At 34.3% G+C, this 26,281-nt stretch carries 25 protein-coding genes; 2 read left to right on the top strand and 23 right to left on the bottom strand.

Annotated elements, in window-relative coordinates; translation table 11 throughout:
• Window positions 1-73 precede the first annotated feature (73 nt).
• The 17 genes from CDLVIII_RS04985 to CDLVIII_RS04915 all read right to left on the bottom strand — a co-directional run bounded on the left by CDLVIII_RS04985 (window position 74) and on the right by CDLVIII_RS04915 (window position 16,365).
• Window positions 74-631: an rRNA adenine N-6-methyltransferase family protein gene (locus tag CDLVIII_RS04985; RefSeq protein WP_009168338.1), complete on the bottom strand. Its 558-nt coding sequence runs from the start codon at window positions 629-631 to the stop codon at window positions 74-76.
• 196 nt (window positions 632-827) lie between these two features.
• Complete coding sequence (locus CDLVIII_RS04980) at window positions 828-1,493, bottom strand: flavodoxin (protein WP_009168337.1); 666 nt, start codon at window positions 1,491-1,493, stop codon at window positions 828-830.
• Between the two features lie 166 nt (window positions 1,494-1,659).
• Entirely contained in the window at window positions 1,660-2,292 is a 633-nt protein-coding gene (locus CDLVIII_RS04975; RefSeq protein WP_009168336.1) for a flavodoxin family protein, read from the bottom strand.
• Window positions 2,293-2,546: 254 nt separating this feature from the next.
• Window positions 2,547-3,368: an oxidoreductase gene (locus tag CDLVIII_RS04970; RefSeq protein ID WP_009168335.1), complete on the bottom strand. Its 822-nt coding sequence runs from the start codon at window positions 3,366-3,368 to the stop codon at window positions 2,547-2,549.
• A 20-nt stretch (window positions 3,369-3,388) separates the two neighbouring features.
• Complete coding sequence (locus tag CDLVIII_RS04965) at window positions 3,389-4,024, bottom strand: flavodoxin family protein (RefSeq protein WP_009168334.1); 636 nt, start codon at window positions 4,022-4,024, stop codon at window positions 3,389-3,391.
• 42 nt (window positions 4,025-4,066) lie between these two features.
• Window positions 4,067-5,056: an aldo/keto reductase gene (locus CDLVIII_RS04960; protein ID WP_009168333.1), complete on the bottom strand. Its 990-nt coding sequence runs from the start codon at window positions 5,054-5,056 to the stop codon at window positions 4,067-4,069.
• Between the two features lie 322 nt (window positions 5,057-5,378).
• Window positions 5,379-6,560: a cyclopropane-fatty-acyl-phospholipid synthase family protein gene (locus CDLVIII_RS04955; RefSeq protein ID WP_009168332.1), complete on the bottom strand. Its 1,182-nt coding sequence runs from the start codon at window positions 6,558-6,560 to the stop codon at window positions 5,379-5,381.
• A 298-nt stretch (window positions 6,561-6,858) separates the two neighbouring features.
• On the bottom strand, window positions 6,859-7,719 hold the full coding sequence (locus CDLVIII_RS04950; RefSeq protein WP_278245897.1) for an MFS transporter: 861 nt from the start codon (window positions 7,717-7,719) through the stop codon (window positions 6,859-6,861).
• Window positions 7,646-8,038, bottom strand: coding sequence for an MFS transporter (locus CDLVIII_RS32445; RefSeq protein WP_278245896.1), 393 nt, complete (start codon window positions 8,036-8,038; stop codon window positions 7,646-7,648). Before CDLVIII_RS32445 ends, CDLVIII_RS04950 begins: the two co-directional genes overlap by 74 nt.
• A gap of 106 nt (window positions 8,039-8,144) precedes the next feature.
• Complete coding sequence (locus CDLVIII_RS04945; protein WP_009168330.1) at window positions 8,145-8,675, bottom strand: flavodoxin family protein; 531 nt, start codon at window positions 8,673-8,675, stop codon at window positions 8,145-8,147.
• Window positions 8,676-8,730: 55 nt separating this feature from the next.
• The gene (locus CDLVIII_RS04940; protein WP_009168329.1) at window positions 8,731-9,900 is read right to left on the bottom strand and encodes an iron-containing alcohol dehydrogenase; all 1,170 of its coding nucleotides are present in this window, start codon (window positions 9,898-9,900) and stop codon (window positions 8,731-8,733) included.
• A 651-nt stretch (window positions 9,901-10,551) separates the two neighbouring features.
• The gene (locus CDLVIII_RS04935; protein WP_009168328.1) at window positions 10,552-11,580 is read right to left on the bottom strand and encodes an alpha/beta hydrolase; all 1,029 of its coding nucleotides are present in this window, start codon (window positions 11,578-11,580) and stop codon (window positions 10,552-10,554) included.
• 175 nt (window positions 11,581-11,755) lie between these two features.
• Window positions 11,756-11,905, bottom strand: coding sequence for a hypothetical protein (locus CDLVIII_RS31065; RefSeq protein ID WP_009168327.1), 150 nt, complete (start codon window positions 11,903-11,905; stop codon window positions 11,756-11,758).
• A gap of 364 nt (window positions 11,906-12,269) precedes the next feature.
• On the bottom strand, window positions 12,270-13,172 hold the full coding sequence (locus tag CDLVIII_RS04930) for a LysR family transcriptional regulator (RefSeq protein WP_009168326.1): 903 nt from the start codon (window positions 13,170-13,172) through the stop codon (window positions 12,270-12,272).
• A gap of 124 nt (window positions 13,173-13,296) precedes the next feature.
• Window positions 13,297-13,980 carry a flavodoxin gene (locus CDLVIII_RS04925; protein ID WP_009168325.1) on the bottom strand — a complete coding sequence of 228 codons (684 nt, stop codon included), beginning with the start codon at window positions 13,978-13,980 and terminating at the stop codon, window positions 13,297-13,299.
• A gap of 185 nt (window positions 13,981-14,165) precedes the next feature.
• A complete protein-coding gene (locus tag CDLVIII_RS04920) occupies window positions 14,166-14,954 on the bottom strand; it encodes a flavodoxin (RefSeq protein ID WP_009168324.1) in 789 nt (262 codons plus the stop codon).
• Between the two features lie 241 nt (window positions 14,955-15,195).
• On the bottom strand, window positions 15,196-16,365 hold the full coding sequence (locus tag CDLVIII_RS04915; protein ID WP_009168323.1) for an iron-containing alcohol dehydrogenase: 1,170 nt from the start codon (window positions 16,363-16,365) through the stop codon (window positions 15,196-15,198).
• Window positions 16,366-16,506: 141 nt separating this feature from the next.
• Between CDLVIII_RS04915 and CDLVIII_RS04910 the strand changes: the two genes are divergently transcribed.
• Window positions 16,507-16,965, top strand: coding sequence for a MerR family transcriptional regulator (locus tag CDLVIII_RS04910; RefSeq protein WP_009168322.1), 459 nt, complete (start codon window positions 16,507-16,509; stop codon window positions 16,963-16,965).
• A gap of 79 nt (window positions 16,966-17,044) precedes the next feature.
• On the opposite strand, the gene CDLVIII_RS04905 is transcribed toward CDLVIII_RS04910, so the two are convergent.
• From CDLVIII_RS04905 to CDLVIII_RS04895, 3 genes are all read right to left on the bottom strand, one after another.
• Window positions 17,045-18,466 carry a glycoside hydrolase family 1 protein gene (locus CDLVIII_RS04905; RefSeq protein WP_009168321.1) on the bottom strand — a complete coding sequence of 474 codons (1,422 nt, stop codon included), beginning with the start codon at window positions 18,464-18,466 and terminating at the stop codon, window positions 17,045-17,047.
• A gap of 393 nt (window positions 18,467-18,859) precedes the next feature.
• Window positions 18,860-19,621 carry a carboxymuconolactone decarboxylase family protein gene (locus tag CDLVIII_RS04900; RefSeq protein WP_035302067.1) on the bottom strand — a complete coding sequence of 254 codons (762 nt, stop codon included), beginning with the start codon at window positions 19,619-19,621 and terminating at the stop codon, window positions 18,860-18,862.
• A 231-nt stretch (window positions 19,622-19,852) separates the two neighbouring features.
• Window positions 19,853-20,218, bottom strand: a complete 366-nt coding sequence (locus tag CDLVIII_RS04895) for a MerR family transcriptional regulator (protein ID WP_009168319.1) — start codon at window positions 20,216-20,218, stop codon at window positions 19,853-19,855.
• Window positions 20,219-20,679: 461 nt separating this feature from the next.
• Here CDLVIII_RS04895 and CDLVIII_RS04890 point away from each other — a divergent pair, with 461 nt between their 5' ends.
• Window positions 20,680-21,564, top strand: a complete 885-nt coding sequence (locus CDLVIII_RS04890) for a LysR family transcriptional regulator (RefSeq protein WP_009168318.1) — start codon at window positions 20,680-20,682, stop codon at window positions 21,562-21,564.
• Between the two features lie 96 nt (window positions 21,565-21,660).
• Here the strand turns inward: CDLVIII_RS04890 and CDLVIII_RS32440 are convergent, their stop codons facing one another.
• The 3 genes from CDLVIII_RS32440 to CDLVIII_RS04875 all read right to left on the bottom strand — a co-directional run bounded on the left by CDLVIII_RS32440 (window position 21,661) and on the right by CDLVIII_RS04875 (window position 25,531).
• Entirely contained in the window at window positions 21,661-22,560 is a 900-nt protein-coding gene (locus CDLVIII_RS32440; protein ID WP_035301665.1) for a carboxylesterase family protein, read from the bottom strand.
• Complete coding sequence (locus tag CDLVIII_RS32435; RefSeq protein WP_050816234.1) at window positions 22,541-23,329, bottom strand: carboxylesterase family protein; 789 nt, start codon at window positions 23,327-23,329, stop codon at window positions 22,541-22,543. Before CDLVIII_RS32435 ends, CDLVIII_RS32440 begins: the two co-directional genes overlap by 20 nt.
• A gap of 309 nt (window positions 23,330-23,638) precedes the next feature.
• Complete coding sequence (locus CDLVIII_RS04875; RefSeq protein WP_009168316.1) at window positions 23,639-25,531, bottom strand: beta-glucoside-specific PTS transporter subunit IIABC; 1,893 nt, start codon at window positions 25,529-25,531, stop codon at window positions 23,639-23,641.
• Window positions 25,532-26,281 lie beyond the last annotated feature (750 nt).

Here is a 26,281-nt window from a genome sequence, read left to right as displayed (position 1 = left end):
TTAACACATTAAAAACTATGACTTAATCTATTACAGATTTCAATACATAAGTAAATCACTAATTAACATAAAATTAGAAACTGCAGCAAAATACATATGCAGGTGGCACGTTCCTTACTTCCCTTTTTACACTTACCTTATTAAAGTACTTTTTAATAAAATCTTTCTTTAATAAAGTGTATTGAAATGTGATAAATTTGCCCTCTTCCTTTAAATGCTTTTGTGTTTCTTTCAAAATATTTGAAGATAAATCATTAGGTAAGCTTGCAAATGGAAGTCCTGAGACAATATAATCTATCCACGGGATATTGTATTTTTTCATGTATTTCCCAATGTATTCAGCTGAATCATTAATAACATAAATATCAGATTCATTTTTATATTTATCTTTAAGTAAATCACAAAATTTTTTGTTGCTCTCAAAAAGCAGAATTTTGGTATTCTTTTTTCTTCCTTTTACTATTTTTTCAGTAAACACGCCTGTACCAGAACCATATTCCACAATATATCTTGCACTCTTAAACTCAATATCTTCAATCATCTTGTTTGCAAGATACTTCGAGCTAGGAAGTATCGCTCCAACTGTTCTAGGTTTTGTTATGTATTGTTTTATAAATGATAGTATTTCCATTTTCTCCCCCTTTAATTTGGACTTGATATCATGTCCTATTTCAAAAATAACTAATCTTTACTTCATAGCTTAATAATTCAGAAGTTGTCCACTTGAACGTTTGCACTAATTTATTGTTAGCTCTGGTTCAAAAATATCTAAACTACTTAAAAATAATAGTATTATTGTATTTATCTTCTTAATCTTATAACTCAGTTTATTTAATAATATCTATTTTTTTCAACCATGGTTCAATGTCACTAATATCATTTGCTCTTAATCCTTCCAATATAGTTGAATTTGGACAAAGGCTATTGATTGCTTCCATACTTTCTTTAATATCACTTGATGAACTTGTGCAGAAAGGAACAACTGTTTTACCTGATAAGTTGTAAGATTCAAGAAAAGTATCTATTGTCATTGGTGCTGTATGCCACCAGATTGGATAACCAACAAAAATCACATCATAATTATCTATATTCTCCACTTTTGTCGCTAACTTAGGTCTGGCGTTCTCTTCCTTTTCCTTTTTAGCAACATCAGTTAATTCCTTATATTCATTAGGGTATGGTGTAACAGTTTTAATTTCAAAAATATCACCTTTTGTAAGCTCCTGAATTCTTTTAGCAGCTTTTTCTGTAGTCCCAGTTTGTGAAAAATATGCAATCAGAATCCTTTTCGTGCCATTATTACTCTTTGCTAACGTAGATCCATTTGAATTTGACGTATCACTTGCACTAGAAATATCATCACCATCCTCTGTTCCATCTGAAGAAGTAACTTTTTCCTGCCTAGCAGAAGATGAATTATTACTATTACTTCCACAACCTACAGAAAAGAGTAACAGCATGAAACATAGTATAGTCAATAGAATCTTTTTCATAATTATTTTTCTCCTTATTTAATTATTTTTAGGGTATTTTAATTAAATAGAAATGCAAGTATTATGAATGGCAACAAATTGTCACTGTCAAACAGAATTTCAATTGGTTCTATCACATTACCTGCATTTTTTAACTATTCTATATGCTCAGATGATAGGTTAATGATTATCTTATGAAATTGGTAAATACACCAGTTTCTCTCTCTGGCATCTTTACACCGTTCTTAAGACCAGTTTCCTTACATTTTAAGAAAAATGCCATATTTCTTCCTAGCGTTCTCATAGTCTGAAGTCCTTCTATATCCTGTTTTACTTGCTCAGGAGTAGCACCATGAACCATATTCCAATACTGTGACGAAACAATTGGCATCTGCATTAACCCAAAATATTTATTTAATTGATCATAAGTTGCAGTTGTTCCTGCTCTTCTTGCTGATATAACACATGCTGCAGCTTTTAAATAAAATGACTGTCTGCCTCCGTTTAAATCTGCATAAAATACTCTATCTAAAAATGATGTTATTGCACCACCTGCTGATGCCCAGTGTACTGGTGATCCAAAAATAAATCCGTCATAGTCTGCAGCTATATCAAGGAATTCATTTACTCTATCATCAAATACACATTTCTTCTTAGTAGCACATACCTTGCATGCAATACATCCATTCAAAGCTTTATTGCCAATCCAGAAAATCTCAGTTTCAACACCCTCATTATTTAATGTTTCTGCAACTTCTGTTAATGCGGTATAAGTACATCCTTTTTGATGTGGGCTTCCATTTACTAATAATACTTTCATTCTTATCTCTCCATTTCTTTTATTAAATGATTTACTACAAATTAACAATTTTCACTTTTTTCAACCTTGTCAATTAACTTTGAATCAACTCACTTTCAGAAAAAATTTATTTTAGAATCAGCTTACTACTGAGAGTATACTCTCAGTCAAGCACTTTTCTATTTTTTTATACTATAATAAAGAATTGCCTGTCTGATTGAACCTTTTAACGGTCAAACAAGCTCATTTTGACCACTGCTTTTCGGGATCGTCTGTTAATAATCAGACTGTCTACTGATATTGCTCCATTCCCGCAGTTCAACTAATCTCTCTTCATATTCATCCTGAATGATTTTTACAGCATCACTGCCTAAAGCAAGTCTCTTTGGTAGTTTTTCCTTTTCTACCATATTAACGATTATCTTTCCGGCATTTTCAGGATTACCAGTCTGGTTATGATAATTGACCATATTTTCTATATGCCACTTACCTGCTGTTTCAGCATAATCTTTTATATTCTTACTTGTTCCCTTTAAAGAACTATAAAATTCTGTACGGAAACTCCCCGGTTCAACTGTTAATACACGTATTCCCAATGGTTTGCATTCCTTATAAAGTGTATCAGATGCTAGTTCCATGGCTCCTTTTGCTGCTGAATACATACCATTACCAATTGCTCCTCTCACGCCTCCGATGGAAGTAATGTTAATAATTGTTCCACTTTTCTTCTCTCTCATCAAAGGCAGCACTTTTTGAATAAGTGCTATTGGTCCAAAGCAATTAACTTGAAACAGCATTTGAATTTCGTCCACTTCGCTTTCCTCAATGGCACTACGATATCCATAGCCCGCATTATTCACAAGAACATCTATTGTTCCAAACTTATCACAGGCAGCTTTTACCGTGTGTTCTATAGCCTCCAATTTAGATACATCCAGTGCAACTGCGTAAGCCTTATCTGGATAAACCTCCGTCAGTTCCTTCAATTTTTCTACATTCCTTCCAGTTGCCACTACCTGATTTCCAGCGTTCAGTGCAGCTTTTGCAATTCCTCTTCCAATCCCGGATGAACATCCGGTAATAAACCATGTCCTCATCGTTTCACCTCCCATGCCACTTATCGGATAAAGTTTGTGCTGATGCGCCTATCTTCCTGCTTTGGTCGTTCCACACTCAATTTTTCTCCTGCTTCAACCAATTTTAGAAACCATGCCATATTTCTTCCAAGAACACGCATTATCTGCATTCCTTCATAATCCTGTCGTACTTCCTCAGGCGAATTTCCATGCACCATGTTCCAATATCTTGAAGAAATAATAGGCATCTGACCATGTGCAAAGTATTTATTCATCTGGTCTAACGCTGCAGTAGTTCCCGCTCTTCTTGCAGATACGACAGCTGCCACAGGTTTTAGCATAAAAGCGTTCTTTTCTCTTCCCATGTTTGAAAAGAAGGCTCTATCCATGAAACTTTTCATCGCCCCATCCATAGCCGCAAAATGTACTGGTGAACCAAATATGAATCCATCGTAGTCCGTAGCAACATTCATAAATTCATTTACTGTATCATTAAAAACGCATTTTCCAATCTTCTTGCAACCGCCACATGCAACGCAGCCAGACAAAGACTTTTTCCCAATCCAGAATATATCCGTATCAATGCCTTCCTTTTGTAATGTATCTGCGACTTCCGATATTGCAGTATAAGTGCATCCTTTCTCATGTGGACTTCCATTTACTAATAAAACTTTCATTATTACCGCTCCATTTCTTCTAATAGTATTTTTTATTATATTTTATTTTCCAGCTCTTTTAGCCATATCCGATCCCGCTGGGTAACGCTCTCCCACTACAGTAATTTTTGATAATGCATCATTTAATTTACTAAGATCCTCATAAGTTAAAGCGATTTTTGCTGCTCCTGTATTCTCCTCTAAACGATGAATTTTTGTTGTACCTGGTATTGGAACAATCCAAGGTTTTTGTGCTAATACCCATGCTAAAGCTATTTGAGCAGGTGTAGCACTTTTTTCTTCAGCGACCTTATAAATTAAATCAATTAAAACCTTATTTGCTTCCATATTTTCTGATGAGAATCTTGGAAGTTGACTACGAAGGTCACCCTTAGTAAACTCAGTGTTTTTATTAAAAGCGCCCGTCAAAAATCCTTTTCCTAGTGGTGCAAATGGCATAAATCCAATTCCTAGCTCTTCTAAAAGCGGAAATAGTTCTTCTTCTGGCTTTTTCCACATCATAGAATATTCACTTTCCACTGCTGTTAGCGGGCAGATTTCATGTGCCTTTTTAATTGTGTTAATTCCAGCTTCTGAAAGCCCCCAATGTTTTATCTTACCTTCCTTTATTAATTCCTTCATAGTATCTGCTACTACTTCTATAGGGACATTAGGGTCAACACGATGTAAGTAGTATAAATCAATCACATCTGTTTTTAATCTCTTCAAAGACCCCTCCACTGATTCTCTGATTACTTCAGGTCTTCCATCTAGTACCTGATTTCCATTCACAACTTTTATTCCACATTTAGTACTTATAATAACTTTCTCCCTATAAGGCTTTAATGCCTCACCAAGTAATTCTTCATTTATATATGGTCCATAGACCTCTGCTGTATCAAATAGAGTAATTCCCATTTCAATTGCCTTATGAATTAGTGATATCATTTCTTTTTTATCTGAAACTGTTCCATATCCATAACTCATTCCCATACAGCCAAGACCAATACTAGATACCTCTAATCCACTTCTGCCTAATTTTCTTTTTTCCATATTTCAAATTCTCCTTTCATTTTCAACCTTTTTACTAATTTCAAAATATAACTTGTCACACATATGCATGTTCCCATTATTGCAGCCAAATCAATAAAAAGCCCTCCAGGCCACTCACTAAATTCCAAAAAGAATAAGAATTATACAACACCAGATATGAACCTATATCCCTTTTCGCCCAGGTTCCTGCTCAATAGATAGCTTCTTTTTCTTCAAAAATATAGTAAAAATCACCAAACTTTCATAATACATTAACTGTATCTTCTAATTGATTCTTATTTGTTTCATTTTCTTAAATTTTATTTACCGCTTCTCTGCTATATTATTTATATAAATGCTCTCTAGTCATTTCTAATGTATTATTATTTCCTTTTACAAATAATATTTGATGCAAATCAATCATTCCATTATGGAATGATGCAGCACAAGCCGCTAAATATAGCTTCCACATTCTAATAAATCTTTCGTCAAACATCTTTGAAATTTCATCTATATGATTATTGTAATTTTCATACCAGCAAAGTAATGTTTTTTGATAATGCCGTCTTAAACTTTCAACATCCAATGTGTAGTAGTTTAATTCGCTTCCTATATTTATTATTTCTCGCAGACTAGGAATAACTCCGCCTGGAAATATGTATTTTTTGATCCACGGATCTCCTGAAGATTCTTTTCTTCCGCTAATGTAATGTAATAAAAATAGTCCTTGATCTTTTAATACTGAATTTACATTTTTAAAGAAAAGCTCATAATTAGAACGACCTACATGTTCAAGCATTCCGACACTTACAACTCTATCAAATTTCAAATCACTCTTTTTTAAATCACGATAATCCATTAGTTCGACAGTTAAATACTCTTCTAAGTTTTCTTCTTTAATTCTTTCTTTAAATTTTAGATATTGTTGCTCACTTAATGTAATTCCAACTCCGTGAATTTTATATTTTTTTGCAGCCTCAATTAGTAAATAACCCCAGCCACATCCAATGTCAAGTAAACCCATTCCTTCACGTAATTGTAGCTTTTTTAAAATATAATCAACTTTATTTTTTTGTGCTTCATACAATGTATCATCTTTATTTTTAAAATATGCACAGGAATAACTCATAGTCTCATCTAACCAAAGTTTATAAAAATCATTTCCTATATCATAATGGGAACTTACTTCTTTCTTTTGATTCTTTTTAGATGTAGACGAAAATATCAATTTACTTAATGCATTCTCATTTACATCAAAATCATCTAGTTTTGCTAATACAATATCTAAAGCATCATATAAATCTCCTTCTTCAATATCAAGTATATTATCCATATAAGCTTCCCCTAAAGCTAGTGATGTGCTAGTAAGTAATAAATTCTTACTTATATCTCCATTTACTTTAATCACAAACTTAGAATCTCCCTCACCTATATTTAATACTTCTCCATCTTTAAATTTAACTTTAAAAGGTGTTTGATTTTCTTGCTTGAAAAATTTTTTAATAATTGTACTTTCTAATGACATTAATAATATTCCTTTCTATTTTGCATTTAATTTATCTCTATTCTTTTTTGTTGTATATCCATTTTATATTGCTTTTTTACCTTTATTCCTGTACACTTAATAGCCAACGTGCACGTCAAAATTAAGATTTAAAAAGCTTTATTAGATGGTGAAAGAAAAAAATATACCGTTAACTTCCCTGATATGAAAGTTAATAAATACTTTTTGTGAATTTAGACAACATGTTTCATCATATCAAGCTCTCATCCTTTTTAATCAATATGATCATTAGCTGCCATTGAATTGTTTACTCAAATTATCACATTTCATATTCTTCTTCCATAAATTGTTCTTCCTTACTTGCTTCATCATCAGTGCTTGATAACGAACGGGCAAAACTAAAAGCAAATATAGCTATAACCGCTGCTATTGCACTAATCCATGTAATTGACATTACAGACCATCCTCCTACAACGATTCCTCCAATGACTGCACCTAAGGAGAATCCAATCTGTACAAAGGTACTGTTAAGACTAAGAGCTATTGACGAAACTTCAGGTGCAAGTGACACTAGGTTAAAGTTTTGAGTTGGTCCAAATGTCCAACAAGCTATCTCCCAAATCATAAGTAATATTATAGTGCCCATTGACCAACCTATACCTAATAAAGACACTAACACAAGGGTAATAATTTGAATTGCAATAGCACTAAATATTGTGCGATTGATTCCAATCCTATCAGCCAAGAAACCTCCAGCTTTTGAACCAATTAAGCTTCCAACACCTAAAATCATAAGAACAATACTTATTTTATCTTTCATCATCGGCATAGCTGCTGTAAGAAATGGAGTAATATACGTATCAATAATAGAAAAACAGATAAATACAAATACTGTTACACTAAGCATAAATGCTATTCTAGGATTCTTCAAAAGAGCAAATCTTTTATTAATAGGTACTGAAACATCTCCTTCAAGTGCTGGTATTGATTGCTTAATAACTAATAATGCAAACAAACAGATAACTGCAATAATCCAAAAGATTGCTTTCCATCCATATGCCCCTGCTACCATTCTTCCTAGTGGTACTCCAAATACAAGTGAGGAGCTAAAGCCCATTGCAACATTTGACATAGCACTGCCTTGACGTCCAGGAGCGGCTAACTTTTCTTGCCATTCCATAAGCATTAACTACAAAGACACCTGATCCAATGCCAAGTATAACTCGCGCAGTCATCAGGGATGTAAAGCCTGGCAGCACAAGCATACAGCTGATTCCTAATAATATTATTGCAAGAGCCAGCAGCAGTTGCTTGCGCTGATTCATTTTAGATATCGCCACAACTACAAGTGGCGTTCCTATTGCATTACTTAGTGAATATACAGTAACAAGCTGACCAGCTGTTGATACAGATACACCTACAGATTCAGCAATTTTATCTAACATTCCAACTATGCTGAATTGCGTCGTTCCAACCACAAAACAGATAATAGTCAGCATGTAAATTTTCCAATTGTTGTTTGTTTCTTTGTTCATTATATTCTACATTCTCCTCTACTTTTGTAAATTCATAACTTTAGTTCATCTGTTAAAACTTTACATATTCTTATGCATTTTTCCCTGCTTTATATGCTTCCTGCATTGCTTTATTGCCTTGAATATCTCCAAGCTGCCAAGCACCTGCTCCATAAATTACACCTTTTACATGAGACATTGGAAGACAATCTGTAAATCCACGCAAACTATCGATGGTACGCTCCATTGAACTCTTACCTGCAGCTGCAGTTGCAATAAAGTAAAAATCTTTACCCCTAATTTCCATATAGCGCGGCAATGTACGATCTATCAGTGTTTTCATCTGGCCATCCATAGAATAAAAATATACAGGTGTAGCTAAAACGATGATATCTGCATCTATCATCTGCTGAAGAATATTAGTCATGTCATCCTTCTGCACACAGATACTGCTTTTTTTACAGGCATAACAGGCATTACAACTTCCAATTTTACAATCCCTTATATAAATCTTAGTGACAAAATTACCTGACTCCTCTGCCCCATTTATAAACTGATCACATAAAGTGTCTGAATTACCTCCTTTTCTTGGGCTTCCTGATAAAACTAATACTTTTCTCATTGATTTCTCCTTATATAATACATTTAGGTTAATCAAGGCAACCTATAACCATTTATTAATAACATTCTTCTAAAATTTTCAATATTTCTTGGTTGGTCATCTTCTTATAACTTTCAGCAGAGATTTTGCAAGAGTCCGCAATCTGCTTTAGCAGGTCCTTATCAATATTACCAAGCTCATGAAGTGTTGAAGGCAATCCAATTTCTTTTATGAAATCAGAAAGTGCCTCAATGCCTGCTCTTGCTAGTTCATCTTCTGTCTTTCCTTCTACTTTAATGTTCCAGACATTTCGAGCAAAGCGAGCAAACTTATAAAGGTCGTAGGAATAGATATGTTGATAATAAACCGGGCCTATGACTGCTATACCGCAGCCATGGTTGCAGTTTGTATAAGCATCCAGTTGATTCCCAATATTATGAACTTCAAAAGTCACCTTCTTGCCTAGCTTAATGATACGATTCTCGGACATGGTGCATGCCCACATTAGATTACTTCGAGCCGTATAATCTTTTGGATTTTTGATTGCTGTGCGCAGATTGCGGATAACACTTCGCATCAGCGCCTCTGAAATATCATCAGAAACATTATCTTCATTTGGTTCGCTGAAATAAGTCTCCATGATATGAGTTAAAGTATCGAACCCACCAGACACCATCTTATCCGCTGATACACTGTATGTATATTCTGGGTCAATCATAGCAAACTTTGGATTGCATTTTAGATAATCACGACCTGTTTTCACTTTATACTTTTCATTAGTGATTGTTGCACAGCCGTTCATCTCACTTCCAGTACCAGCAACTGTTACAATTACACCAAGAGGTAGTGGTTCAAAATCTATAACACTCATCTTTCCCCAATACTTATTCCATACATCCTCTGTTGAAACAACCGCCATAGAAATAGCCTTACAGCAATCCAAAACATCTTCACCACCAACACCAAGTATAAACTCTACAGCATTTTCTTTTGCCAGTGCTGTCCCCTCCAATACCTTTTCGTAAGTAGGATTAGGCATAATATTTGAAAACTCAATGACATTCTTTCTAGCTGCATTGAGTATCTCCATAACTTCACCATAGATTCCATTTTGTTTAATATCCTCACTTCCATAGGCAAACATAACATTATCTCCATAATCTGAAAGAGCATTTGCAAGATATTCTTTTACACAACCTCGTCCAAAATAAATTTTTGTCGTATTCTCAAAAATAAAATTATTCATATTTTATTTAACGCACTCCATTCTTGTTTAATCATCCTCTCTCTTTACAGTTTTATTATAAGTAGATCAGATAATAAACAGAAGTTTCAATAAGTTCTCCAGTATCAACCTAAAGGTTGTAACTTAAAAAAATACACAAAACAGTCGTGGATTCTTCAATTACTACTCATCTTTCATTCACAGACTGTTGTTTATAGCTTCTGTGTTCCTAAATCAAAAATATCTTGTCTTGATTGCGATACACACTGCTGTTGCAGATTTTGAGCAATTTGAAAAAATTCTTAATGTATGCGAAAAAAGCCGACAATATTGGTTTTGTTCTAAATGATATTTTCAATAATAAAAAAGATGAAGAATATAGTTATTGTGTATTCTTCACAGACATAAACTACACTACTAAAAAAGCATAGATTATTTTTTCTATACTTTGAAATGAACGCTATATGATGCTTACTATTCCGTTGTTCGTGAGATAAACTCTTATCGTCATTAGACATAAAAAACTCCATTCTACATGTTAAACGAGTGAAACTGACTAAAGTCATTAAAAAGCCCCACGAAAGTTAGGTTATTGATCCAACTTTCGTGGGACAGCTCAGATTTTTCCAGCCTTTTTATTGCATATTTCACATCCTACTATTGCTATACTGATTAGAGACGTTTATCAAAGAAATCTACTCCTTTTTCTACCGCTTGAGCAACGTATTCTGGTTTCCAATATGTTTGGATATGAGTAGCTCCCTTGATGAAGAACAAATCCTTATCGTTCGTACCTGTTGCTGCAGCAAATGCTTTTTCAGTTAAATAGAAAGTATCAGCAATGCTTCCGACCATCATCAGTAATGGTTGGTTGATAAGATCCATACTCTCTGAAGCATCGAACGTAAACAAATCTAGAAGACTACTTAAAGTGTATTTGAATGTAGAGTTTGGATGTTTATGAGTTCTGCCATAATATTCGTAACCCTCACGATAAAGATCATATGGTAACGCTTTTGCTTGTTCATCTGTGAGATCTAATAGGTCAGCTGAGTATAATACCTCTCCACCGGCAGATTCTTGTGCACGAGCAGCTGTAGCTTGTTGCAATCGTTCTTGGATAGTGTCTATTTGAGAATCTAGAAAACCATTGCGACGAACAAGTCCACTGTTAAACGCACTCAAAGTAACAACCACTTTGAAGCGCTTGTCGGTTTGAGCGGCTCTTAAAGTGTAACCACCCCCACCGCAAATACCGAATATTCCAATGCGTTCTGAGTCAACACCAGGATAGATGGAAATAATATCTGCCATACCATGGATATCTTCGACACGGAACTGAGGTTTATCAACATTACGAGGTTGCCCTTCACTTGCACCTTGATATGAAGCGTCGGAAACGATAGTGATATAACCATTTTCAGCTAAATGCTGACCATATAATCCAGCGACTTGTTCCTTAACCCCACCATTAGGGTGTGCAACTATAATTGCAGGGTTCTTCTTGGATGCATCATAATCAGCTGGTGTATAAACATTAGCAGCAATTTTCAAACCATTTAATACATAGCTTATTGGGTGAATATTGACTTTACCAAATTCATTCTTAGTGATAGCACCTTGATATACTAATCCCCATGGATTATCATTAATTGTTAGTAAATCTTCAACGGGTATATCTTTATATAACATCTTTGACATAATTAATTCCTCCATTTTTAATTTATAATAAAGTAAGTGGATAAACATTTTCTATATTACTTACTACCCTCTATGCGTTAACTAAATCCGATACTTTTCAAATTTTTTCATATAAAATTAACTACCAACAATTCTTATTGATTTATAAAACTAGTGTACACCTTAGAGTCAACTCTCAAGCAAGATAAACGTATGCAGGGTTTGAGATTCTTTCCTTGGTTCCTGCATAACTTTTATTATCATAATCTACTCTGACAATTGTCCCTTCTTCATTTACATCTTTATAATAATTCTTTGGTATTAATTTTGTTTTACCTACCATCATATTATCATCACTTTCCTTAATACCAGGTAAATTAGTATCTTCTACTAAAGAATTTTTCTGATAATTATGCGATTTATTACTTTTTCATAATAACCACTAGACATACTTATAATTATATTTTATTTATCATATTGCCTTATTGTCTTATAACTAATTCTTTCTTTGCATTTTATTATAAGTAGATTTAAGAATTAACAGAAGTTTCAATAAGTTTTCCAGTATCAACCTAAAGGTTGTAACTCAAAAAAATCAAAAAACAATCGCGGATTCTTCAAGTTGGCGATAACTGTTGCTATATCCTGGATAGCTTCAACTAAATTCAGGTGGAGTATAAAACTCCACCTGAAAAGTTTCACTTTATTTTTTATTCTTCTACTTCAAAAATCTGAGAAACAGCCTGTATAAATGAACGGACATGTTCAGACGGAGTTGGTGAATACAGCAATCCAAATGGAATTTCATAGTTCCATTCTACTGGAATAATTTTCAATAATGGATGAACATTCTCCCAATAATCAAATACCATTAAGACATCATTGCTATTTCCACACTGATTGAACACATTCACATCATAAAACGAGAAATCTTTTATTGTAATTTCGGGATAATTTTTCCAAATATCATCTCTCATAATATCAATATAACTGTTCCATCCTCTTCTAATCAACATCAGGTTTTCACCAAACAAATCTTGAATTGTCAGCTTACTTTTTGCAGCTAACCTATGATGTATAGATACCGCACAGCAAATTTTCTTTCTTGAAAGTTCCTGCGCCGCACATTTTCGTTGATTTAGAAATTCCCCATCAAAAACGCCGGGCACCAAATCGATGTTTTGTCCAAGATGCATGAGAATTTCTCTTGCGTTTTCAGGAGTGTTTTCAAATGAAACCAATTGAGCCTTCAAATTTGGGCAAAGTTCATGAATCTTTGGCCATAAATCCATTAAAATGCTGCTCGGTGTCATCAATGATGTTCCAATCCTAATTGTATTTATATTTTTCTCTTCCATAGCTTTTTTTGCTCTATCAATAGATTCTTTTGAATACTTAATGATGTAATTTGCGTCTGCATATAGAGATTTTCCAGCCTCTGTTAATGTAAGCCCCCTATGAGTCCTTACAAACAATTGTAATTCCAGACTAGATTCTAGAATATTAATTTGTTTGGTAACCGCAGTAGGTGTAATATATAAAATTTCAGCAGCTTTAGAAAAACTCCCAGCCTCTGCTACTTGTATAAAAGTTTCCAACTGTTTATTGTACATAAAAAAACATCCTTCCATTGCTACCCATATTTCATATACCTCACTTTCCCTTAAAACTGTCAGTAATCATGATGAATTTTGCTAACATTATTTTTTCATATATTCCAAGCTCCTGTTTCTTTTATTATTTTGACATCCCTATTTTCTTCAGCCAATCTGAAACATCTTTATTTGCTTTGTTTACGTTACTTCCACGTACTGCCAGACCTTCTAAAATCGTTGACTGAGGACAAGTTTTCTTGATGTCATCTACACTTCTGCCTAAACCGCTCCCTTCATGAGTACAAAATGGAACAATGGTTTTTCCTGATAAATTATATTGTTCTAAAAAAGTAAATACTGGCATTGGCATAGTTCCCCACCAATCAGGATATCCAACAAAAATCACATCATACGAATCAATGTTGTCAACCTTTGTTGCAAGTTTTGGTCTAAAATTCTCTTCTTGTTCCTTCTTTGCTTGATCTACAACTTCATTATAATTCGTAGGATATGTATCTACTGGCTTAATTTCGAAAATATCTCCTCCAACAGTTTCGTGAATTTGATCTGCAATCACTTTTGTATTTCCAGAATGTGAAAAGTATGCTACAAGAATATTTTTTGCTCCATCCTTATTCTTTATGGAAGTAGAACTATTTGAATTTGACGTATTACCGTCACTTGAATTATCCGTGCCAGTCTCAGTTTTATCTGCTGAAGTAACTTTTCCTTGCTCAGCGTTTTGGGACTTACCACCAATACTACCACAGCCTACAATGAAAAGTGCCATTATGAAACATAGCATAGCCAATAAAATCTTTTTCATTATTAGTTTCTTCCTCCTTTAGTCATTTATAAAATTTTGAATAACTAGAAATTCAGTTACTAAATGTCATCTATTTACGATTATATATAAACAAATCTTCATTACTCCAGCTCATTATCTGCTGTATTCATGAATTCATCTTGATAATTTAATAACAACTCATTTTCCTATTTTTCTCATTCAATTTAACTAGTAACACCTATTTTTTTCAACCACGGTTCAATATCATCTATATCATTTGCTCTTAATCCTTCCAATATGTTTGACTTTGGACAAAGAGTGTTAATTGCTCCCATACTTTCTGCAATATTACTTGCTGAACTTGTACAGAAAGGAACAACAGTCTTTCCCGACAAATTATATGATTCAAGGAATGTATCTATTGCCATTGGTGCTGTATGCCACCAAATCGGGTAACCAATAAAAATCGCATCATAATCATTCATATTTTCTACTTTCGTCGCTAACTTTGGTCTAGCATTATCGTCTTTTTCCTTTTTAGCAACCTCAGTTAATTGTTGATAACTATCAGGGTATGGCGTCACTGTTTTAATTTGAACAATATCACCTTTAGTGAGTTCCTGAATTCTCTTAGCTGCTTTTTCTGTAGTTCCAGTTTGTGAAAAATATGCAATAAGAATCTTTTTTGATCCATCCTTAGTCTTTGTTGAAGTAGATACGTTTGCAACTTGACTTTTATCATTTGTTTTATTACTATTATTAGTACTTATCCATACTCCATTTGAATTTACATAATATCCATCAATTGTTGTGTCACTTGCCATATACCCATCGGAATAAAAATAATACCAATTTCCATCAATATTTCTCCATCCTGTAGCCCATGAACTTCCTTCTGTATACCACCATCCTGCGGAATTACTTTTCCATTCCGCATGTGCCGCAATGGGTACTATTGAGAATAATATCAGTAATGTAAAAAAGCTTGCAAGTAACCTTTTTAATTTTTTCATTATGACATCTCCCTTTATTTTTATAGGTTATGTTATGTTAACACCTTGTGCATTTTATATTAGAAATTTTTATAATATAAAATGCACAAAATATCCTTGAATTATAATTTGAACTAGCATAAAATGGTTAATTTAATAGAACTTTTAAAGTCTGATATAAATCTAATAAGATTATAATAAATCTTAATTTTTCATTATTAGATTTAAATATTTATTTTCATATCGAATTAAAAGAACCTAATTATTTATAAGATTTTTGGTAAATAGAAATACAATCTTCACGAGTCAGTTTTACACGGTCACAAGCAAACAAACCTCCCATTGGTCCCATTGCATTATCTGCCATCTTAGGGAATTCATCTGGAGAAATTCCATAATCACTCATCTTTAAAGCTGCTACATCACAGTCATCTAACAGTTTATTTAGCACTTTAATAAAGTCCATTGGATCACTAGCTTCTTCCATACCCATTGCCTTTGCCATGCGTATGAAACGTTCATCACACACATGCTTTTCAATGATATTTGTAAAATAAGCACGGCATAGCATTATAAGCCCTGCTCCATGTGGAAGATTTGGATGATACGCTGATAATGCATGTTCAAGGGAATGCTGGCTTGAAGTTGTTCCAACACACATAACAGTTCCAGATAAAATATTTGCAAATGCTACACGTTCTCTGGCTTCTATATCATTACCATCTTTAACAGCACGGGCAAGATAACGTCCAGCATTTTCTATTGCAGTAATTGCATACATATCACTCATAAGATTTGCAAACTTAGACACATATCCTTCTAAGCTATGACTTAATGCATCAAATCCTTGATATGCAGTAAAGTTCTTTGGAACACTTATCATAAGTTCTGGATCTTCTATACATAATACCGGAAAAATAAGCGGTGTCTTTAATCCAACTTTTTCATTTGTTTCGGGATTTGTCACTACACATCCTGCATCTGCTTCAGATCCTGTTCCTGCAGTTGTGCTTATAGCTACTATAGGTAATGGCTTATTTGTTACAGATTTACCTTTGCCTGTTCCACTTCCAATATAATCCCATAAATCTCCTTCATTTGTTGCCATTACTGCCATAGCTTTAGCAGAGTCAATGCAGCTTCCACCGCCTAGAGCTACTACAAAGTCACAAGCATTTTCTTTTGCAAAAGCAGCACCTTCCATTACTGTGTCCTTTACCGGATTAGGCTCAACCTTATCAAATACAACTGATTCTATCCCAGCCTTCTTAAGCTCATCTTCTGTGCGGCTTAAGTAACCATTTGCTCTTGTAGATTTTCCATTAGATATCACAATCATTGCCTTTTTTCCTGGTAATTCCTGTTCATGAAGCACATTAAGCATTCCAGCCCCAAATAAAATTTTTGTAGGTACATACATATTAAAACTCATAGTTTTTCCTCCTAAAATTTATTATGAAAATTTACACATATTTTTCTATGTGATATAATCATCTTAAACTTAATAGTCGACTCTAAGTCAAGACTTATTTTGATTTTTATTTTCTATTTTCTTATTTTTAGGAGGAAACTCATGTATTATACAATCAGTGATATATCAAAAAAAATAAATATTTCCCCATATACTCTTCGTTTTTATGCCAAAGAAGGCTTACTCCCATTTGTAGAACGTAGCGAAAGTGGCACACGAATGTTTAAAGATTCCGATTTTGAGTGGCTGTTCATGATAGACTGTTTAAAAAAAACCGGTATGTCAATTAAGGATATTAAGACTTTTATTGAATGGGTAATGCAAGGCGATGAAACAATTGACCAGCGCTTAAATATGTTTCAAGAACAACGAAAAACAGTAGAATCTCAAATATCTCAATTGCAAGAAACCCTTAATGTATTAAGATACAAATGCTGGTATTATGAAACAGCAAAATCTGCTGGTACAACCTCTGTTCCAAAAGAAATGCAAGAAAAAGATATTCCAGCTGATATTAGATATGTTAGAGAAAAATCTAAGAAAATACATAAGCTTGCCTAATATAAAAACAGTATCACCATTAGATAAAATATATTCTCTGGTGATGCTGTTTATTAGTATCTAATTAATTGTATTTACTTTATTTTTTCAAACTAGCCCCATTTGTAGCAATAACTTCTTTATACCAATTGAAGCTCTTTTTCTTATATCTTTCTAAAGTTCCGCTTCCGTCATCATTTCTATCTACATATATAAAACCATATCTCTTTTTCAGTTCAGCAGTTGATGCACTTACTAAATCTATGCATCCCCATGTAGTGTATCCCATAAGCTCAACACCATCTTCAACAGCTTCTGCAACTTGAACTAAATGATCATTTAAGTAGTTTATCCTATAATAATCATTTACACTCTTATTTCCATTTTCATCAGTGATTAATTCATCAACAGCACCTAATCCATTTTCAACTATAAATAATGGTTTTTGATATCTATCATATAGTTGATTAAGAATATACCTTAATCCTTCTGGATCTATTTGCCAACCCCATTCAGATGCTTTCAGATATGGATTGGGTACGCCTGAAATAATATTTCCTTCCCCTTTTTTATTCCTTTCTGGATCTGAAGTTGCACATGAGCTCATATAGTAACTAAACGAAATAAAGTCTACTGTATTTTTTAGTATTTCTTCATCTCCTTGTTCAATCCTTATTTCTATGTTATTTTCTTTAAAGAATCTATTCATATATTTAGGATATTCTCCTCTTGCATGAATATCTGCAAAGAAAAGATTTTGTCTATCTTGCTCCATTGTCTTTAGAACATCACTTGGAATTGGAGTTAATGGATAATTTGGTACCCCGAGTATCATACATCCAATTTTAAACTCCGGATTAATTTCATGGCCAATTTTAACTGCAAGTGCGCTTGCTACTAATTCATGATGCATAGCTTGATATAAATCTTGTTTACTTAATTGTTCTTTTGGAGTCCATACTCCTGCACTCATATAAGGAGAATGTAACGCTGAATTTATTTCATTAAACGTAATCCAATACTTTACCTTATCTTTATATCTTGTAAATATTGTTCTTACATAATTCTCGAAAAATCCTATAAGCTTTCTATTAACCCACCCATCATAGTTCTTAGCTAGAGCAAGCGGTGTCTCATAATGTGAAATTGTAATTAAAGGTTCAATTCCATACTTAGCTAATTCATCAAATACATTGTCATAAAATTGCAATCCTTTTTCATTTGGTTCTTTATCATCGCCATTTGGGAATATTCTTGACCATGCAATTGATAATCTAAATACTTTAAAACCCATTTCAGCAAATAGTTTTATATCCTCTTTATATCTGTGATAAAAATCAATTCCTATAAGCTTCATATTATCTTCTGTTGGTTCGGAAGTTTTCGTTCCTCTTAACCCCTTTGGTAATATTAATATATCTTGAATTGATAAACCTTTTCCATCTTCATTATATGCACCTTCAAATTGGTTTGCAGCAGTAGCTCCTCCCCATAAAAATCCTTCTGGAAACTTAATTGACATAACTATTCCTCCTAATTAGATATGCGAGAATCCAAATCTTGTATTTGGCTATTCGAACTTAGTTAACTAGTTCTGCTAGTTAACTTCCTTAAAAATGATTTGGTGTGAATCAGTTAAGCAGACATCTCAAATTTATGATTTGATGATGATCGCTTACCCAGTAATCGAATGCGAATCGGGTTTTCTTAGACCCTCTCTCAAATTTCTACACCTCTAACAAGAATTAGTCTCCATATTTTTTTCTTTTACTCTTCTTAAATTAATTCATATTTTTTAAGTAGTTATATAATGCTAAAATCAAATTCGAATTATTATACAACTGACAAGTAACCACATCTGGTTTTACCATTATATGCAGCTCTAAGTTATTGTAGTGCTTTTCGATATTCTCTTTTATTTCTCAATCTGAGCAGCTGCATCATTTACACAGCGAAGTGCATTCAGACTTCTTGGATAGCCTATGAATGGCAGACACTGTGAAATAATCTTAATTAAGAACTGCTTATCATTCCCAATCCTCATGTTGGCTGCCGCATGACTTGTAAGTTGAGGCTCACAACCTCCTTGGGAGGATAAGAAACAGAAAGTAATCATTTCGCGTTGTTTGTAATCAAGACCACTGCGCGTATAATAATCTCCAAAGCAGTTATCAGCCAACCAATGATTAATGTGTCGTGATTCTTCTGGTCCTGACTTGTAGAAGTCTTTCATTCTATCTCCAAAGATATCAACCTGTGCCTGAATTCCTTTTTCTAAACGATTTTCTCGTGTAGTTTTGGACTGTCCTTCAAGTGGTAACTTAATCCCTCTTGCTATTAGTATTTCATTAACTCCATAAAGGAATGGAAATACCCTTCCTATTCCAAGGTAAGCTACGGCCTGATATACAACTTCTTTCACTTCTACTGGTGTTACCCCAAAATTAAGTGCAGCTGGTACTATTGCTTTGAATTCATCAATCCCTTGACATCCAACTAAGGTTGCAATAATTGCCATCATTCTAGTACGATCATCTAAATCATCCTGATTTACAACTTCATCAAATGCAAAGTTATCAAATAACTCAATAAATTCCGGATCTGTTTCTAAGAACTTTGATTCATATCCTGAAAGCATCCTCTCATGATACTCTTTTGAAAAATCTGTAATTGCCATTTTAATCTCTCCTTTATTTTCTTTTCTATAATAAACACTTTTTCTCATTTCTTGTTCTTTATGCATTACCCGAACACTAAGAATGTCTCTCTTTTCCGATTCACCTGTTCCATGGTTAATTGCCAAATAACTGATTTGCTTGTTTCATTTTATTTATTATATCTACATCAAAGGGGCAGTTTTACACATGCGCCACATTCTATGCACTCACTAGAGTGATGTTCTAATAAGTTATAATAATTTTGTAACTATTCCTTTTTTATATCTTTCTATTTTATAATCCAAGCGATCTAAGGTTTTTTTCATTTCTTCCATTTTTTGAGCTAACTGTGCGCGTTGTTCTTTTAATAGCTCTTTTCTTGCTTCAATAGTTTCATTTCCTTGTTGAAGCAGCGTAACATATTCTATTAATACTTCAATAGGAATACCTGCTGTTCTCATACATTTAATAAATTCAACCCATCTGCAGTCTTTTTCAGTATAGTCTCTAATTCCACTTTTATTACGGTTAACATTAGGAATTAGTCCGATACGTTCATAATAGCGAAGTGTATCCTGTGAAAGATCAAATTTTTTGCTTACTTCCGCAATCGTCATACGATTTCACCTCCTTTCTTTTAATTATTTTTATTGGATTTTAAATATGCTTAGTGTACCTCATCATCATTTTTTTGTAATTGATTAAATCTCACATACTTTATTAAGAAAATATCAAAAACTAACTCATCTTTGACATTTGCTCCCAATTGCCAATCCCACAGCAATTTGTACTGTAGGATAAACATTACTCAAATCCAGCTCACTGCAACTCATGCTACTTCCTTCATCGTTACAAAAAGGTTAGATGATTTTCCTGTAAAATCGAATTTTTCAAAGAAAGTAAATCACATCATATTGACTGATTCTTTACGGCTAACTGGCCAACTGAGAACGGACAGAACGCCACGAGTCCTTTTTTTCTTAATCAATCCATACACCCCAGAAACGCTTGACTTGGAGTGAGAAAAAAGCTATGATAATTACAACCAAAAGGTTGGAATGAAAGGTGGAATAAACAAGTGTACAATAGACATTTACAGACATTTATTCAGGTGGCCGACAGCGGTAGTTTCTTAAAGGCGTCAGAGGTTATGCATATTTCTGCAAATGCGATAACCAAACAAATCAACTTATTGGAAAATCATCTTGACATCAAGCTTTTTCACCGAAGCACCCAAGGGCTGGTTTTAACTGATTCTGGTAAACTCATCTATAATGAAGCTAAGAAAATGATCCGCCATTCTAATAACATTCTTGTTAAAGCAAAAGAACTTGAGGAACGGCAGAAGTTTGTAGTCCACATTGGGGTTTCTTTGATGAATCCTTCTGATTTCCTGTTGGAGCAATGGAACAAAGCATCCGTGCGCTATCCCAACATCAGACTGGATTTTGTTCCTTTTGAAGATAGCGTACAAGCTTTTATTAATGTACTTGATAATCTTGGCAAAAGAATCGACCTGATTGCGTGTCCTTATCAAACTTCTTACTGGGGTGATCGTTATAACTATTTCCATCTGAAGGATTTACCCATGTGTATTTCCTACTCTAGAATTCATCGTCTGGCGACAAAAACAAAACTCACCATTGAGGATCTTCACGAAGAAACATTGATTATGATGAAACGAGGTCTGAGTGCCAATAATGATATGTTACGTGATTGTTTGGAACAGAATCACCCACAAGTACAAATCAAAGATATTGACTTTTTAGACTATGATATGCTTAATCAGATAGCTACATCCAATGATTTGATTGTCGCCGCAGAATACGGGAAAAACATTCACCCTCTTTTAACTATATTGCCAGTGGATTGGCAATATACAATGCCCTATGGTTTGATTTACACAAAAGAGCCTCGCAAAGAGGTTTTGCAATTCATTATAGCAATTGGAGAAGTGGAATAACCCAATTATGTGATTCCCTTTCCATACCTAAAGGCACCGCTCCAGGTATTTCGCTGAATCAGTGCCTTAATTCATCTAATAAAGTTTATGCCTACACTACTTTGCCGAATTTGTAATTAATTCATACAACTTCGCATCATAATCTTTTTTTTCATTTGATTCCACATCAAATACCATTGTACTGTGATTATTTGCCGTATATGGTTTCCACGCCAATTCATCTGTAGAGGGATTTCCATCCTTCATAAAACTGTATAATGTCTGCGACATAGTTTTTTCAACCTTATGAGCATTAACTTCATCTCCTCTTATGAAATACGGAGCTTCCTCAATAGAATTGAACCAGTAAGGAATATCTCCGCTATGAGTCATTGTAACACCGCCAAATATCGGTTCAGAATACGCGCTTACATAATTATAAACAGTAACACCTGCATCAGTAAATTTCTTTAATATCCCATCCTTTGGTGAAATAAGCGCATATCTGGAAATCATACCAGGAGTTGATAAATATAAGCTTTCTATTAGTCTGTGAGTTGGATATGCCTTTTTATATTCATCCGCAATTGCTTGTGCCTGATCACCATACCGTTCTTTCAGAAGGTTTAATGCATCATTGTCATCATAATCTGGAAAATGTGAGCTCTTCTGATTGCCATATGCTAAATTGGGCATATTCCCATTAAATTCCGAATATGTAGTTCCCCACATCCAGGTTCTTTGAGCAGCATATTCATTCATCTTACCGGTTCCTGGTTCAAATAAGGGAGCCGTAAATGTTCCATCTCCATAACGTGTTTCCCAATTACATCCCGCAGCTGTAGCTGCCTTAAGCAAATCTTCATAATCCATACTTTTCAATCTATCAATAACTTCATCATCTTTCAGTTTCAAGTAATCAACCAGTAATTTTGTATTATTTACCCCTTCTTGTTTTGAAGACGTAGAATAGTACCCACTTAAAACAGCAACTTTATCAAAAAGGCCCCTGTGCATCTGACATACAAGCCAAGGTTGTTACTTTATCGCCTCCACCGGACTGTCCTACAATGGTTACATTCTTCGGATTTCCACCAAAATGTGCAATATTATCTTGTACCCATCGCAAAGCAACAACAGCATCCTCCATTCCAACTAATCCTGAATCGGCATATTTCTTATCATAAGCTGATAGGTCCAGAAATCCAAGCACATTTAAGCGAGTATTGACGGAAACAAATACAGCATCATTTGTATCTGCAAAGCTTTCACCCGTATAGAAGGATAGCTCACTGGAAGCACCATTATTCAGTCCTCCGCCATGAAAAAAGACTATAACTGGCTTGTCTTCTTTTAAATTATTCGTCCATACATTCAAATACTGGCAGTTTTCATTGCCGACCATGTCCGCCGTTCCATTTGAAGGTGTAAAAAATTCATATGGGTTAACATGCCCAGTGCTTGCAAGCGTTCTGTCCTGTGGTGAAACTTCCCCATAAGTAAGTGCTGAATGAAAATTATTATCATAGGAAGTAATCGGGGTAGGATTTTTAAATCGTTCCGCTGTAGCATATGGAATCCCCTTGAAATTATAGACATTTCCTTCCTTATATCCCATCAATGTGCCTGCAGATACATCTACAAATGCCTGTGATACGGCTTTTACTTCATCTGCTGATGTCTCGCTCTGGTTTTCTGCCTTAGGTTGTGTATTATTCGCACATCCGGTTAGCAGTATAAATGCTATTCCTATGATACATGCTTTTATCAAACCTTTTCTTTTCATATACTGTATCCATCCCTTCTTCTAACATATAAATAATTCCAAATTATTTTTCAACAGACAATTTTTAAAGGTTAGCATGGTTCATGAAGTATGACCATTATTCTATCTAATCAGAAACTCCATGTTTGAGTCTATCACCTTTTTATAACCCTTCAGGTGGTATTTCATTATCACCATTGGGAAAAATGTAATTCTAGGCGATGAACGTACAAAACACTTTGGAATATATTTTAGTAAATAACAAATATCTCCCTTATATTGTTGATAAAAATCCTTTCCAAAATCTTATATTAATCATAATTTCCTTTCTTACATTACCTTCATTACCGGCTCCAGAGCCTTGACATCATTGTCGGTCAGGGACATAATTTCTGAATAATCTGCCGTATTGCTAACAATGACTGGCGTAACCGTTTCATATCCATCCTCTGTTATTGCTTCCAAATCAAATTCCAGCATCAAATCGCCCTTTTTGATTTTCTGTTCATTTTTTACATGAGCAGTAAAATGCTTACCATTTAAACTTACAGTCTCTAATCCTACATGAATCAACAGTTCTATGCCATTGTCTGATTTAAGACCCAAGGCATGTTTTGTTGCAAAAATTGCTACCACTTCCCCATCAAATGGAGCATACACCTTTCCTTCACTGGGAATAATGGCAAATCCTTTTCCAATCATCTCTGCAGAAAAGGTTGGATCGTTCACCTGATTCAATGGAATTGTTTTTCCAGAAACCGGAGAATATATAGTGTTTCCTTCAATTAAATTTTCTGTATCCAATTTCTTTTTTTTTGCATCTGTCTGTTCTCTCAAATCTTCTGTTTCATCATTTTCCTCTACTTCTACTGGATCCTCAAATCCCATAAACCATGTAAGCACGAAAGAAAGTACAATAGCAATTCCAGCTGTCACAAACGCCATCACAATATTATTAGATTTTTCAGGACTGAGGAACTGTGGAAGCGACACTATAGAAGGTGTTGCAAACGCATGTGCTGCAAGCCTTACAAATCCGGCAAAGGCACCAGTAATACCGCTAGCTATACAAATAGCTGCCATGGGCCTCTTGAGCGGAATACTCACTCCATACAAACCAGGCTCTGTCACTCCTGCCAGCAACGCAGAAAATCCCGATGCAGATGCAATCTGTTTCATATTACTGTTTTTAGATTTCAATGCTACTGCCATACAGGCAGATCCTTGCGCCAAATTACTTATCAACATAGCCGGAAGCATAAGGGACTCCCCAACTGGTGTTGCTAATGCTGCCATTGTCACTGGTATAAATGCCCAGTGCATTCCTGTCATAACAATAAACGGCATAGCTGATGCCATTATAATCATGGCCACAACACTTGCATGGTTCTGAATACCAAGTACTACTACTGCAAGACCATTTCCAATAAGAGAACCTAGAGGTCCTAAAATAATAAATGCTACCGGTGCAGAAATGAGTAAAATCAACGCAGGCTTTAAAAAATTTTTAGTTACAGATGGAGTAATCTTCTCAACCAGCTTTTCAATATAGGACATCCCCCATGCTGTTAATATAATTGGAATGATGGTAGACGAATAGCTAGCCGACGTTACCGGAATGCCAAGAAAATACACGCCTCCTGTTGCATTGTTAAGAAGTGCAATGAAATTCGGATGTAAAAGCACACCTGCCACTGCAGCCACCATATATGGATTCGTGTTAAACTTCTTCCCTGCGGAATATGCAATAAGCACAGGCATAAAATAGAAAGCACAATCCCCCATAACCGTTAAAAGCTGCATAGTCTGATTAGTATCAGACACAAAGAATCCCATAATAATAATTAAAACTTTAATCATACCTGCTCCAATGATGGCCGGTATAATAGGTGCCATGCAACCCGATATTACATCAAGAATAGACATCACTGGGTTCTGTTTCTGCTTATTCAACTGATTTCCATTTGAAGAGTCCTTGAAGTTCCCAAGTTTTAAGAGTTCCTTGTAACATTTTGCCACATCATTCCCTATGATAATCTGGTATTGACCGGCTTTTTTCATCACTCCAGCTACCCCTTTAATAGCTTTTATCTGATCATCACTTACCATTTCTTCGTTCTTTAATACAAAACGAAGCCTGGTCATACAATGTGTAACACTTATGATGTTTTTCTCGCCACCCACTTTGTCCAGGATTTTTTTTGCAATTACTGAATAATCCATGTAAATTCCTCCATTGTTCATGATTTTATCATTATATAAAGAGAATCCAAACTAAGAAAAGCTACGCGCCGCATTCCTTATAATTTGAATTTCGCCTTATTAAGATAACGTTTTCTTGTCCTACATACTACTTTATCAGTCTCCAGATATGTTCGATTAAATTCGCCATCTCTTATTAGGAGCTGACTTCATTTGATACTTCGATATGTTTAATGGATATTTTCTCCACCAACTGCTGCAACTTGCTACTTACCATTAAACTTTCTAATTTAAAAATCTTCTCAATTTCTTCCACTCTTTGAATAGTACTCACTCAATCAGCGACTTTTCATTGCAAAAGCAACTACCTTGATACAATTATTTTAATACAAAAAGTCTTGATTTGGAACGAGAAAAAAGCTACGGCGGTTCCAACCAAAACGTTAGAACATTCATTAATACACTTACTTATCTTCGCAGGCTGATCAGCCTTTCAACTATCCCCGGATCATAGTGAGCCAAAAACAAACTTTTCCCTTCATCCAGTGCAACAATCGCTTTCATCTCACCATCCCAGCACAAAATCAAACACATTGAAATTTCCATCCATACGTTCTTAATGCGTAGTTGCAGGAAATACATATTATCCGTAAAAAAATTTTTAAGAACTGAAAAAGGCCTACACAGATATAATCATCCATGTAGGCTTTTGAATAGATATATTTTTTGTTATCTTACATAATTTTTCACAAGTTATATCAGAGCTATTTC

Origin of the sequence: Clostridium sp. DL-VIII, from assembly GCF_000230835.1 — a bacterium.
Lineage (GTDB): Bacteria > Bacillota > Clostridia > Clostridiales > Clostridiaceae > Clostridium.
Note: the sequence above shows the minus strand (reverse complement) of the source record. Positions and strands in the feature narration are given on the sequence as shown.